Here is a 13,407-nt window from a genome sequence, read left to right as displayed (position 1 = left end):
TATAATTCTATTTTTTAAACATTTCCTGCAAAGGCTTTAATTGAGCCATGTCGATATTAGAATCTTTTAAAACCGACATTAATTCAATTACAGTATTAGGATTCATATCTTTTCCTAAAACTCGAATGACGGCAAATCCAGCGTCATTGTTATTCGCAAATAATACAAACTCATCTATATGTTCGTCTGTTCCTACAAAGCTAACAGAAGCTCCAATTGAACCAGAACCATACTTCATCAATTGCTGGTACTTCGTGTTCTTTAAAATCAAATTTACCTTAGCGCTTTCTATTTCGAATTGCGCTTTGTTGGTTTCATCCAGCTTAAAGGCTAAAACATTCATCTTGTCAAATGATTCTAAAGCTTCGTTTTGCTTGACAGATAATTTTGCTTTGTCTAAATTTAAGATACTCGGCGAAACATCTACAGCAATGAAATCTTTATTTTCTGTGTTTTCCACAAAATACCGCTGCAGTGTTGGCTCCGACTTGCATCCAGCAACCAGCAAACTTAGAAAAACCGCGATACTATAAATCGTTTTCATTTTATTTTTTGCCTTTGGTTGCTCTTTTCAAATCCTCACCACCAGGTATCCTCATCTTATCTGTAAGAATCGAAATTTCATTCAAATCAAAATTCCCAGTCAACGACATCAAAACAGTTTCATTTGCTTTGTTTGCACCTTCAATAAACATTAAAAGCTCTCTAATTTGACTGTCTGTAGTTCCTGACTTTACTAGAATTTTAATGTTTTTGCCATTATCATTAACACGCATCAACTCTTCTAAACCAGCAGTTCGAATGTACTTTTCAGCAGTCGACTTCATATCAGTAGTTGCACTGGAGCTACTAGTGGTAAAAACTTTTAGGTTGTCCAGCTTTTTTATCAAGCTCATGTATTGCTGCGTCTCCTTGTCGGAAGCGTCCACTTTTACCTTACTCATCAATTCAAACATTTTTTTGTTTACTATAATCGAGGTAACTCCATCTTGACCGTCGAATTTATCGAAAGCAGCTTGGGCAAAAAACGGACTTGACACTAAAACTAACACTAATGTGATTATAACTTTTTTCATTTTCTTTGTATTTATTATTCCTTAAAAATTAAATTTTTTGAGTCCTCGTATTCCTCCAAGGCTATTACACTTTCTATGCCAACATTTACATTCTTCGACAACATGGCCAATGCCTTTTGCGTTTCTTTCAACGCCGCCTCTGGGCTATCGTAAGTTCCTAAATCTTGGTTTGAAACTTGCTTGTCAAAATACACATAAGTTCCAGCACCCAATAGTACAACAATTGAAGCAGCAATCGACAACCAAACTCTATTTCGTTTTTTATTTAGAGACAGCTGTGGCACTTTAGTTTCTTGCTTCGAATCCTGTGCAACCGCATAAGCAAAATAGCCAAACATCGATTTATATTTTTCTAAATGCCTCGCAACTCCGGCTGACGCAAAATATTTTCGCAATTCTTTCTCTTCTGCAATACTACTTTCTCCCTCAAAGTATTTTTTTAGCAGCAGTTCAATTTTATTCGATTCCATAACTGTGGATTTTTGTCATATTTTGTCTTACTGTTTTTCTCGCTCTTGAAAGCGCCACTCGAATAGCTGTTTCGTTCATTTCTACAATTTTTGCAATTTCATCAAATTCGTATTGCTCAATATCGCGCAGTTGTATTATTATTTTTTGCTGTTCAGGTAACTGATTTATAATTCTTTCGACCCAACTGATACTATCTTCGTCCTCTAGCATTATATCCAGCTGTGGCGATTGATCTGCATAATTATCATGATCAATCTTTATGTTTCCAGCTCTCTTTGATTTTAGCTGATCCAGACAATAATTTCTAGTCATGGTCATTGCAAAGGCTTCTACACTATTTAGAGTATGAAAGTTTTCATTTTTATTCCATAATTTACCTAAAATCTCTTGCGTTGCATCTTCGGCCTCTTCAGTACTTATGAGCAATCGTTTTGCTAATCTAAAGACCTTGTCTTTGAATGGAGCGATAAGCTGTAGAAACTCTATTTGGTCCATAAATCAATACATTTTTAACCCGGCCTATACTATCAAGACGACTCGGTATTATTTTTGTTACATAAAATGTAAAGAAATAAAACTAAAGATACTATTTTTACGTTTATTATAATAAATTATCCTCAATATATGAAAGCTACCTATAAATTCGCAATACTACTCTTTTTAGTAGTTTTTTCTTTCCAAGGCTGTCAAGACAACGATGACACTGCCGCACCTATAAGTCTGGAAGTTCAGGACTTTATATGGAAAGGACTCAACCAATATTATTTATGGCAAGCTGATGTGCCTAATTTATCAGATGACCGCTTTGCAACGCAAGATGCCTTGAACACTTTCTTGAGAGGATATCCCGTTCCTGAGGATTTATTTGATGCCTTGAGGGTCGATAAATCAATCGATAGATTCAGCTGGATTGTTGATGATTATTTAGAACTGGAGGGAGTACTACAAGGAACTACAAAAAATGACGGACTCGATTTTGGTTTAAGCTACAAACCTGGTAGTACTACTGAACTATTTGGATATGTACGTTATATCATCGCAAATTCGGATGCATCAAACAAAGCAATAAAACGTGGTGACATGTTTACTGCTGTAAATGGCGCCCAACTTACTGTTAGCAACTACCAATCTTTACTAGCTGCAGACAGTTATACCTTAAATTTAGCTGATTATAACGGAACTACAATTGTAGCCAACGGAAAGTCAGTTTCATTAACAAAAACTGTTTTATCTGAAAATCCAATTTTAATCAATAAAGTAATTGTCAATGGATCACACAAGATTGGTTATTTAATGTATAATGGTTTTTATGCTGATTACGACACTAAACTAAACGAAGCTTTTGGAGATTTAAAATTACAAGGAGTTACTGATTTAGTACTAGATTTAAGATATAATAGTGGAGGATCTGTACTTACCGCTACTCGTTTAGCCAGCATGATAACAGGACAATACACTGGGAAAGTTTTTGCAAAACAACAATGGAATTCAAAAATCAACAGCTATTTCGAAGCTAACAATCCAGAAGCCCTAAAAAATAATTTCACAGACAAGATAGGAACTACTCCGATAAACAGTTTAAATTTAACTAAAATCTATATCCTTACCACACAAAGTTCGGCCTCAGCAAGCGAATTGGTGATCAATGGCTTGAAGCCTTATATGAATGTGGTCCAAATTGGTGATATTACTACCGGAAAAAATGTTGGGTCAGTAACCTTATATGACTCCCCTACTTTTGGTGATGAAAATAGAAACCCAAATCATCGTTATGCTATGCAGCCTATTGTTTTAAAGATAGTAAATTCAGAGGGTTTTGGCGATTATTTTAATGGTCTAACTCCCACTTTTTCACAAAAAGAAACCATCAGTAGTTTTGGAATTCTTGGCGATCCTTCAGAACCGTTATTGAATACTGCAATTAATAAAATAACTGGAACGGGAAAAATCATCAGACAAACCGGAAAAGAGTTTAATTATTTTAAGGACGCAAAATCATTAGATGGCTTGCAAAACCAAATGTATCTAGAACAAGCACCTGAAGGTATTTTAAAAGCTTTGGAATAAAAATAAACTTGATTCAATATAAAGTGTGGTGAAAAATTACTTTTTACCAATAAATCACTTAAAAATGAAAAAACTCTAGAATGGAATTTTATTTTTCGAAAGTATAAAAATCTTTTACAACATCGAATTTGATTGGATGAAAATTTAAACCTTTTAGTTGCAAAACAATAAAGCCCCATCTTCTACGTGAAAAATGGGGCTTTTAGTTACACTTCCATTATAGGGAAGTAGTAAGTATAATCTAGTTGTTAGAATAGAAACTATTTGGTCCCATACCAGCCGCTACGGTTTTCAATTCAGCACCAGTAGTAGTTGATATTTTAACAATACCAGCTGCTGTAAATCCATTAGCATCTGCCGTATAAACCTTACCATCAATAACATTAAAGCCATATAAAGTAGACCAGCTATTGTCAGCTACTGAAAATAAAGGCGTTTCACTAAAAGTAGTTGCGTTTAAAGCCATAGCGTAAACTCCAGTTCCTTTAGTATAATAAATTTTATCACCATCAATATCCATGTTTAATGCTTTAGTCAATGTAGCAGACTCTATTGAAGTTGCTGTATCTGTAGTAGTATTAATTTTGAACAGCTTACTTTTTGTAGTATTCCCACATAAAACATAGACAGACCCGTTTTTCTCTTCTATAGAGTTTACTCCACTCTCCACAGTAATTATACTCATTGCGTTATTACTTTGCGGATTAACAACTGTAACCGTATTTCCGCTACCATAAGCACCATTCATCACATACAATTTCCCATTAGCGGTAACAATCTTTTCAGTAGTCTTGCCAATAGCAATAGTTTCTACATAAGTAAATGTTTTTGCATCGTAAACCGTTACTGCCTTAGAACTTGAATTAGTAACATATAATTTGCCATTCAAAGCAACACTATAACGAGGTTTTTTAAGATTCTCAGTAATACTTGCGATACTTTTAAAAGTGTATCTGTTTACCACTTCAACAGTATTTGAATTATTCATCACAATAAACGCTTTATCTTCAAAAAAGCTTAATGATTGTGCTACGTCTCCTAATACTTTTGCACTGTTTTCAGTTCCAAATACATCCTGCATAAAAACAGTCAAATCATTCGAAATATAAGATACGGAAGCATTTGGTGTGCCAAAATTTCCTTCATTCAAGATAATAACTCCATTATCATAAGCGCCTAAAGGACTATCCTTTTCATTTGAATCATCATTACTACAAGAAGCAAGTAATAAGGCACTTGCAAAAATTCCGAAAAAAACATTGTTTAGTTTCATTGTTTAAAAATTAAGGTTTAAATAAAGAGTTAAATTCCGTCCCGGCATCAATCGACTGGGTAAGGATTCATATTTTTCATTCCAAAGATTTGCCACTTTAAAGCCTATCTTAATAACGTCTTTTTTGCTAAAATTATAATCCAGTCCTAAATTGGACACATTATAATCACTTAGAATATATTTTGGATCATTGTCAGATGTTGTAAAAACCTCACCGGTAAACAAAAATTGATAGTACGCATTGAAGCGCTTATACGAATAAGAAGCTGACGCAGTTAATTTATGATAAGGAACATAAAAAAGTTGCTTGTTGTTTTTATCGTCCAAAGAAACAGTGTACGAGTAAGTACTACTAAAATCAAATGCATGTCCATTGAAACTCTTGTTCCAGCCTACCAAAGCCTCAGCTCCATAAATAGAAACCTTGTCAGTATTTACAGGAGACCAATTCCCTGCGTTAGTAGGCAACCAACGAATCATATCGTCAATTTTTGAAGCATAAACAGCGGCAGTTAATCTAAAATCTTTATACTGAAATTGATTTTCCACCTCAGCCTGATAAGAATTCTCAGGCCTCAGATTGAGATTCCCGCTGCCTTCCCAGTACAAATCATTGAAGGTAGGAACTCTGTAATTTCGAGAAATATTAAACTTCAACTGATAGAATTTGGAGAAATCAAAAGTAGATCCTGCCGAGAATAGGACGGGACTTTTATACACATCAGATATTTCTTTTCGAACGCTAAGCTCATAATTCCAATACTTGCTAAGATTCTGCTTTAATAAAACACTAACGCCTCCCACTTGCCTGCTACTATTACCAATACCTGACCCTAATCCATCAGTTTTATTGTAATCTAGAATGGTATTTAAACTAATTGTTGGCGCAAATTCATAAACAAAATCGTGCTTTGCAATAAAGCTTTTTACTCCGCCAGAAGTAAAGCCTTCATTCTCTATATCTTCAAAATACTTATAATGTTCAGTGATATAAGCCAACTTAAAATTAGAAACTGATCTTCCTATGTTACTAGACCATGTCAAAAGATTTCTAGTATTATAATCTTGGTATTTTGTTTTAACGGAATTGGGTGATGTCAATGAAAAGTGACGTTCACCATCATAAATCTCACTGTAAAATTTAATGCTGTTGTTGGCATTTACCTTGTATCCAATGGCTGTACTCAAACTGCTATTGTAAAACTCACCATTTGTATTCTTGCCTTCTTTTCCAATGAATTTAAAATCATTGTCAGAACTATTTCTAGTAAAACTAGCGTTTGTACTCCATTTGTTTGTGGCAGCAGTAATGGCATATATCGCACTCAGACTATTAAAAGCTCCATAATAGACTTCAACTGTATTTTTGAAGGTTTTTTTAAATTTTAAATCGTTGTTCAAATGAATGGTCCCACCTATCGCACCACTTCCATAAACGACACTTCCTCCTCCTGCTTTTACAGCAATTGAATTGTATCCTCTGGTAGAAACCGTGTTAAAATCAGTTTGTCCTAATAATTGAGAGTTTATGTTTATTCCGTTCCAAACCACAGCAGTTTGTTGGGCCGTTGTTCCTCTAAATGAAGGCGAAGAAACCATCCCCAAGCCATTCTCTTTAAAATAAATTACGGTGTTATAATTTAGCAGTGAAGTTAACGAAGATTGATTTTTGCTTATAATCGAATCATTCAAGTTTTGCACAGATTGTGAGCTCGAGAAGTTTTTGAGCTGACTGTCCGATAGAACAACTTCGTTTAAAGGTATTGCAGGTTTGTTTTGAGCCAAAAGGAATTGACCAAATAATACAATTGAAAATAAAATAAAATTTTTAGTTGCCATAATTTCTGAACCTTTTTCCCGAAAGTTCGATATTAGTTAAGAAAAAAGGCAGGTCTCCTGGCTTGCGTCTTGTTGTTTACCTTCCCATTCGCCGCGGCGAACAGTGGTTTCGTAGATTACAACAAGCTTGATAGCTTACAGTTGCGGGAACAGCTTAGGTATTTAACCTAATTCCCTTTTAATGTGATTTTGAAAAAAAACTAAAATCACAACCTCAATTCGGCGGCAAAGATAGAATTATAATCCTATAACAACCTACAGAAATCTCAATTTTATAATTCGACCTTAATTACAGCGCCAAAATCTACTTTATTCTGAAAAGCGTCTTTTAAAGGCAATTCCGAAATTTTACATAAAAAACTTCGTATCACTCCTGCATGGGCCACAATAATTACTGGTTTAGAATTGGTTGGTTGAAGTTCTTTATGCATAAAATCAACGACTCGCTCATGCAAGTCAGTAAATGATTCTCCGTTAGGAACGCGAACAGTTACAAAATCAGTCATCCAAGGATTTATTTCTTCGGGAGCAATTGCATCCCAATTTTTCATTTCCCAATCCCCAAAATTCATTTCCATCAATCGAGTATCTGTAATTATTTCATTCGAAAGGTATTTAGCCAATTCTGTACAACGAAACAACGGACTGGAATAGACAACAGCATCGGTTGGAATTTGGCATTTTATTGATTCGAATATTTCTAAATAGGGTTCTAAAATCCGAACGTCGGATTGTCCGTAACAGACTCCTTTTTCACAAACCGTTTCGGTGTGGCGTACTAAATAAACCTCCATAAGGCAATAATTGAAATATAAAAAACAACTTCACAAGCTTGTTGGGTGGCACCCAGACAATCTCCGGTATAACCGTCAATCCATTTTTGAAAATAACGGGCCAGGAAAAATCGAGTCAAGAAAACGGGTACTAAAACCAATAAAAACAACCATTGAAAATAAGCCAACGCTAGAACGGGCAACAAACCAAAAAAGAAAGCACCGACCACTTCTCGCCAACTATAATTTTGCGCAATAGGTTTGCTTTTACTAGTAGCATCCTCTCGCGAATATTCATGCGTAAAAACAATAGAAATCGCAGCCAACCGACTCAGGGAATGTGCTGAAACAAAGAGTAAAAAGAACAGAATTTGAGACTTGAAACTTAGCATTCCGGACGAAGAAACTAAATAAGACACTGCCTGAAATTTAAGCAAAAACAATAAAACCACTCCAATTGCTCCATAAGCCCCAATGGCGCTGTCTTTCATGATTAAAAGGATCTTCTCTTTGGTCCATCCACCACCAAAACCATCACAAACATCGGCAAAACCATCTTCATGAAAAGCACCGGTAACCAAAATAGATGCAATCATCGAAAAAATAACTGCTATTTCTGGAGCCATCAAATAATTAAACAAACAGAAAACACCAAAAGCAACACTACCAACAATCCAACCAATCAATGGAAAATAGCGGGAAGCTTTGTTTAAATAATCCGGATTATGGTCTATGTTTTTCGGACATGGAATTCGGGTGTAAAACATCAATGCGGTAAAAAATATATCTAATTCTTTTTTCATAATTATTATTAAAATGTCATTTGAATTTGGCACAAGCCAATCCCTTTTTTTATAAATAATGCTATTTGTTATTCACCCCAGCAGATTCAAAACTCGCCATTTCATTTAAAAAAGCCACAGCCGACTGGATAATTGGAAATACAATAGCACAACCTGTCCCTTCACCTAAGCGCAATCCCAATTGCAGAACAGCCTGAACTTCTAGAAAATCCAACAATTTAACATGCGCTTGTTCAGCCGAGCAATGACAAAAAATAGCATTCTTAATGATTTTTGGGTTTTTTTGATGTGCAATCAAAAATGCCACACTACAAATAAATCCATCAACAAGAATCAGCATGTCATTTTCATAAGCAGCTAACATCCCGGAAGCCATTTGCATGATTTCGAATCCACCAAAATAAGCGAGTTTTTCGTCTAATTCTTGAGACCCTGAATAATTATCTACCGCTGATTGTAGTATTTTTTGTTTCTGAATTAGTTTGGCATCACTTACTCCTGTTCCTAATCCCACACAATCTTCTAGAGGGATCTTTGTAATGATGCTCATTAAAACCGAAGCTGTCGAAGTATTCCCAATACCCATTTCGCCGAAACCAATACAGTTACTAGTTGTTTTTGCAATAGCGTCCACAGCCGCTGCTCCTTTAGCAAAACACAAACTCAATTCAGACGCGCTCATTGCCGGTCCGTGTAGAAAGGATTGGGTTCCTTTAGCAATTTTTGTTGAAATCAGATTGGCATTCGGCGGAAAATCATAATTCACACCAGCATCCACAATCGACAACCTAATGCTATTTTGTTTGCAAAAAACATTTATTGCCGCTCCACCTTCAAGAAAATTAGTCACCATTTGACGGGTTACATCCTGTGGATACGCACTCACACCGTGTACTGCGATTCCGTGATCAGCGGCAAAGACAACAATATTGGGTTGGATTATTTTTGGTTCCAGAGTTTTAAACAGCTCTCCTATTTGTTGGGCTAATTTTTCAAGAATCCCTAATGAACCTAAAGGCTTGGTTTTGTTGGCAATTTTATGTTGTAATGCATCCTTGATTGATCTAGATTCTGTATGAGTTAGCTTCGTTTCTTGCAATGACTCTGGATAGGTGACTGGGACTAAAATCTCTTCTACAAAAGGAACTTCTGATTTTTGTTTCCAATTCAATTGTTGTAACATGGGTTGATTATCATAATCCGTTGCAGGTTTGCCTACACAAAAATAACCTAGCGGTTCTATATGTTCTGGCAATCCTAATAACTGCTTGAACTGATAGTAATTTAGAATCGAAATCCATCCCATCGAATAACCCTGTTCTGTCAAAGACAACCATATATTTTGAGCGGCACAAACCGAACTAAATTTAATTGCTTCATTACTTCCTACTGTTCCGATAGTGAAATTATTCAAAACCGAACGATCGTAACAAATTACAAGTCCAAGCGGAGCTTCTTCAATTGCTTCTAGTTTTAATGCCTTATAATCTTCCCTTTGTTGTTCGCTATCCGTTTGATTTGCTGCTTTAGTATCATAATCCAAAAACAATTCTTTAACAGCTTTCTTAATTTCGTCCGACTTAATCAGATAATATTTAGTAGCATCTGTCAAACCCACAGATGGTGCCCAATGTCCTGCCTGAAGCGCTTTTTGGATAACGGCATCAGGAACTTCATCACTAGTAAAATGGCGAGTGTCGCGACGGGATTTTAAAATTTCATCTAATGTTTGCATTGGTTTATTTTTTTCAGAAATATTCAGAATCTAAAGATTCAAATTCATTATTGTCCTTTTATTATCACAGGAATTCCTGAAACCATTAATACCACTTTCTCCGCTCTTTGTGCTATATATTGATTCATCCAACCTTGTAATTCGGTGAATTTTCGGCCAATGTGCGTTTCAGCATGAACACCCATTCCTATTTCATTGGTAACAATAATAATAGTGGCGTTTTCTTGATTTGCTATTTTGTCAAATTCTGCTTTGGCTTGTTCTAAACACAAAGCAACATCATTTTTAGTATCTATAAAAAAGTTAGTCAACCAAAGCGTAACACAATCAACTATTGCAACATTACCTGAGAAATCAATTTCACTCAGGTGTTTTTCTTTTTCGATGTTAATCCAGCGTTCGTCACGATCCTTTTGATGTCGATCAATTCTTTTTTTAAAATCATCATCCCATTTTCTGGCTGTTGCTACGTACATTGGCTTAGCCGATAATTCTTTTGCTAAATTTTCGGCATAACTGCTTTTTCCAGAGCGTTCTCCGCCTGTAATCAGATATATCATTATAATTGTTAATTATTAGTTATTAAATAGATTTTCATCCATTTGATATGGTCTTATTTTATGCTTTTGTAGTTTTTAAAATCATACGGACAATGACGACAACCGTTACCACAGCAGCTCCCTCTTTTCAAATGAAAGAAAGCTTTAAAAACATAATTCCCACTCTCTAAATAGTAATCAATTCCTTCAATTAGATTATTGGACTTAGGCAACAATGCCGCTTTATTTTGGAGTACGGTCTCCGGATTCAACGTCGCTACATACTCATCAATTTTTTCTGAGCAGGATTTTTTGAAACAAATAGGACAAAGACAATCAATTGCAGTTGTAGGAACAAATAAGGGTGGAAAATCATTACACCAACACCTACTCCCTTCTGCTGTGTCCCCACAACCAAAATCTACCCCGCAGCTTGAACACTGTTTTTCTTTACTACCATTCATGTTGTAAAGATAGTATTTGTTGATTTTTTTAGGTTAAAAAATAAACAAGATTTTTTGTAATTTCTTTTACCTTTGCCTTAATAATAAAATGGTACCATGAAACTTACTTCCTATAAAATTCTTTTATTACTTGTTCTTGTAACTTTTGTTAGTTGTAAAAAAATTGAAAAATCAGAAAATAAATCATTTTCAAACGCAAAAAACGAAATAGAATACGCCAGTAGCTTAGCTATATTCAAGCACGAAGGCTATTCGATAGTAAAGATAATCAACCCTTGGCCTAATGCTGATAAAGACTTTACTTATCTCTTAAAAGAGAAGAACGTTGTCGTTCCTGATAGCTTACAAAAATACAATACAATTCAAGTTCCTTTAGAATCAATCGTTGTCACCTCAACCACTATTATTCCTTATTTGGAAATGCTTGGAGTTGAAAACCATTTGGTTGGATTCCCACATACAGATTACATTTCTTCCTCAAAAACTCGAAAATTAATTGACAATGGTTCCGTTAAAAATGTAGGACAAAACGAAAAACTAAACATGGAGCAATTGATTGAAATGAGTCCTGAACTTATAGTCACTTTTGGTATTGATAATAACAATCCAATGATTGATAATCTGGAGAAAAGTGGCTTAAAAGTATTGATTCAAGCCGACTGGATGGAACAATCACCGCTTGGAAAAGCAGAATGGATAAAACTGTACGGAGCTCTTTTTGGAAAAGAAAAAGAAGCCAAAACTCAATTTGACGATATTATAAAAAATTACAAAGAAGCTTTGAATTTGGTTTCCACCAAAAAGCCAACAGCAACCATATTATATGGCTCGATGTACCAAGACCAATGGTATGTAGCCAAAGCCAATAGCTGGGTCGCACAATTTTTAAAAGATGCCAAAGCCAATTATCTTTGGTCAGATACCGAAGGAACAGGCAGCATTGGATTATCATTCGAAAAAGTATTAGAAAAAGCAAAAACCGCCAATTATTGGATTGCTACAGGTCCTTTTAAAACGGTAGCGGAATTAGAAAAAATCAATCCACATTACAGTCAATTTGATGCTTTTAAAACCAAACAAGTTTATACTTTTGAGGGCAAAATAGGAGCAACAGGAGGAACAATTTATTATGAATCGGCACCCAGTCGACCGGATTTAGTATTAAAAGATTATATCAAAATCTTCCATCCTGAATTACTTCCCAATTATACATTTACCTTTGCACAAAAACTGAACTAAATTGGCCAATAAACAACGTAATATTCTTTTATTTTCCTTACTTGGTTTAGGACTTATCGTCTTGTTTTTTATAAACATCAGTTTTGGCTCGATAACCATTCCTTTCAAGGAAGTATACAGCAGCTTGACTGGTGGACAGGCGAGCAAATCCACTTGGGAATACATTATCATCAATTACCGATTGCCCAAAGCGATTACAGCGGTTTTAGTTGGAATGGGGCTTTCCATTAGTGGATTACTGATGCAAACTTTATTTAGGAATCCACTTGCAGGACCTTATGTTTTAGGGCTGAGTTCGGGTGCTAGTTTAGGAGTTGCTTTTGTGATTTTAGGAGCTGCATTTATGCCTGCATTTATTAGCCATATTTTATTATCTTCTTACGGAATCGTTATTGCCTCCACTATGGGAAGTTCTATCGTTTTACTAGCCGTTTTGCTAGTTTCGCATCGTTTGCGAGATACTATGGCAATCCTAATAGTAGGACTGATGTTTGGTAGTTTTACCAGTGCAATCGTAGGAACATTGACTTATTTCAGTACTGCCGAACAATTGCAAAAATTCACCTTTTGGTCTATGGGAACCTTAGGGAATCTATCTTGGAGTTCCATTTTAATTTTATCCATTTGCGTTTTTATAGGATTGCTTTTAAGTCTATTTAGTATCAAACCCTTGAATGCCTTACTTCTTGGGGAAAATTATGCAAGAAGCTTGGGACTCAATTTCAAAAAAACACGTCTTATCATTATTTTGGCTACCAGTATTTTGGCAGGAAGCATTACAGCTTATGCTGGTCCAATCGCCTTTATAGGTTTAGCCGTTCCGCATATTGCAAAACTATTGTTTCAAACTAGTAATCATTCGGTTTTATATTGGAGTACGCTTCTTCTTGGTGCAGGAATTATGCTTGTATGTGATGTAGTTTCACAAATGCCAGGATTTGATATCACCCTACCTATTAATGCCATAACTTCATTGCTTGGTGCGCCAATAGTGATTTGGTTATTGGTTCGAAAACGAAAAATGATGGGATGATGACTCAAAAAAATTACGTTCAGTCTTTTTCCATTAAGACATTTATAAAATTTAGGTGCTAATAAAAATTCTTAACGAATCTTAATGGTTTTATT

The 13,407-nt window shown here is 35.2% G+C and carries 14 protein-coding genes and 1 riboswitch; of the genes, 3 read left to right on the top strand and 11 right to left on the bottom strand.

All coding sequences use genetic code 11. From position 1 onward, the window contains the following. Positions 1 to 7: 7 nt before the first annotated feature. Genes FQU23_RS13420 through FQU23_RS13405 form a run of 4 tightly spaced genes read right to left on the bottom strand, consistent with a single transcriptional unit; the run spans position 8 to position 2,042 of the window. Complete coding sequence (locus tag FQU23_RS13420) at positions 8 to 544, bottom strand: DUF4252 domain-containing protein (RefSeq protein WP_147674279.1); 537 nt, start codon at positions 542 to 544, stop codon at positions 8 to 10. A 1-nt stretch (position 545) separates the two neighbouring features. Further along, on the bottom strand, positions 546 to 1,076 hold the full coding sequence (locus tag FQU23_RS13415; protein ID WP_132111601.1) for a DUF4252 domain-containing protein: 531 nt from the start codon (positions 1,074 to 1,076) through the stop codon (positions 546 to 548). Between the two features lie 14 nt (positions 1,077 to 1,090). Continuing rightward, entirely contained in the window at positions 1,091 to 1,546 is a 456-nt protein-coding gene (locus tag FQU23_RS13410; protein ID WP_147674278.1) for a hypothetical protein, read from the bottom strand. Next, the gene (locus FQU23_RS13405; protein ID WP_147674277.1) at positions 1,533 to 2,042 is read right to left on the bottom strand and encodes an RNA polymerase sigma factor; all 510 of its coding nucleotides are present in this window, start codon (positions 2,040 to 2,042) and stop codon (positions 1,533 to 1,535) included. The genes FQU23_RS13410 and FQU23_RS13405 overlap by 14 nt, the downstream gene beginning before the upstream one ends. Positions 2,043 to 2,171: 129 nt before the next feature. On the opposite strand from FQU23_RS13405, the gene FQU23_RS13400 reads away from it, so the two are divergent. Continuing rightward, entirely contained in the window at positions 2,172 to 3,614 is a 1,443-nt protein-coding gene (locus tag FQU23_RS13400) for a S41 family peptidase (protein WP_147674276.1), read from the top strand. Between the two features lie 241 nt (positions 3,615 to 3,855). Here FQU23_RS13400 and FQU23_RS13395 read toward each other — a convergent pair whose 3' ends face one another. The 7 genes from FQU23_RS13395 to FQU23_RS13365 form a co-directional block, all read right to left on the bottom strand. Next, complete coding sequence (locus FQU23_RS13395; protein ID WP_147674275.1) at positions 3,856 to 4,887, bottom strand: YncE family protein; 1,032 nt, start codon at positions 4,885 to 4,887, stop codon at positions 3,856 to 3,858. 3 nt (positions 4,888 to 4,890) lie between these two features. After that, positions 4,891 to 6,726, bottom strand: a complete 1,836-nt coding sequence (locus tag FQU23_RS13390; protein ID WP_147674274.1) for a TonB-dependent receptor plug domain-containing protein — start codon at positions 6,724 to 6,726, stop codon at positions 4,891 to 4,893. A 29-nt stretch (positions 6,727 to 6,755) separates the two neighbouring features. Next, positions 6,756 to 6,958: riboswitch (cobalamin riboswitch) on the bottom strand. A gap of 40 nt (positions 6,959 to 6,998) precedes the next feature. Further along, positions 6,999 to 7,520, bottom strand: coding sequence for an alpha-ribazole phosphatase (cobC, locus tag FQU23_RS13385; protein ID WP_147674273.1), 522 nt, complete (start codon positions 7,518 to 7,520; stop codon positions 6,999 to 7,001). After that, positions 7,505 to 8,302 (bottom strand): adenosylcobinamide-GDP ribazoletransferase, encoded by a 798-nt coding sequence (locus FQU23_RS13380; RefSeq protein WP_147674272.1) that lies wholly within the window; start codon positions 8,300 to 8,302, stop codon positions 7,505 to 7,507. The genes cobC and FQU23_RS13380 overlap by 16 nt, the downstream gene beginning before the upstream one ends. A 61-nt stretch (positions 8,303 to 8,363) precedes the next feature. Further along, complete coding sequence (gene cobT / locus FQU23_RS13375) at positions 8,364 to 10,037, bottom strand: nicotinate-nucleotide--dimethylbenzimidazole phosphoribosyltransferase (protein ID WP_147674271.1); 1,674 nt, start codon at positions 10,035 to 10,037, stop codon at positions 8,364 to 8,366. A 47-nt stretch (positions 10,038 to 10,084) separates the two neighbouring features. After that, entirely contained in the window at positions 10,085 to 10,597 is a 513-nt protein-coding gene (gene cobU / locus FQU23_RS13370; RefSeq protein WP_147674270.1) for a bifunctional adenosylcobinamide kinase/adenosylcobinamide-phosphate guanylyltransferase, read from the bottom strand. A gap of 53 nt (positions 10,598 to 10,650) precedes the next feature. Then, a complete protein-coding gene (locus FQU23_RS13365; protein WP_147674269.1) occupies positions 10,651 to 11,040 on the bottom strand; it encodes a DUF5522 domain-containing protein in 390 nt (129 codons plus the stop codon). 96 nt (positions 11,041 to 11,136) lie between these two features. On the opposite strand from FQU23_RS13365, the gene FQU23_RS13360 reads away from it, so the two are divergent. Together FQU23_RS13360 and FQU23_RS13355 are read left to right on the top strand one after the other, a co-directional pair. After that, positions 11,137 to 12,279, top strand: a complete 1,143-nt coding sequence (locus FQU23_RS13360; RefSeq protein WP_147674268.1) for an ABC transporter substrate-binding protein — start codon at positions 11,137 to 11,139, stop codon at positions 12,277 to 12,279. 1 nt (position 12,280) lies between these two features. Further along, a complete protein-coding gene (locus FQU23_RS13355) occupies positions 12,281 to 13,312 on the top strand; it encodes a FecCD family ABC transporter permease (protein WP_147674267.1) in 1,032 nt (343 codons plus the stop codon). Positions 13,313 to 13,407: the final 95 nt, after the last annotated feature.

Origin of the sequence: Flavobacterium sp. XN-5, assembly GCF_008033395.2 — a bacterium.
In the GTDB taxonomy this organism is placed as follows: Bacteria; Bacteroidota; Bacteroidia; order Flavobacteriales; family Flavobacteriaceae; genus Flavobacterium; species Flavobacterium hiemivividum.
This window is presented reverse-complemented; position numbering and strand designations above follow the sequence as displayed.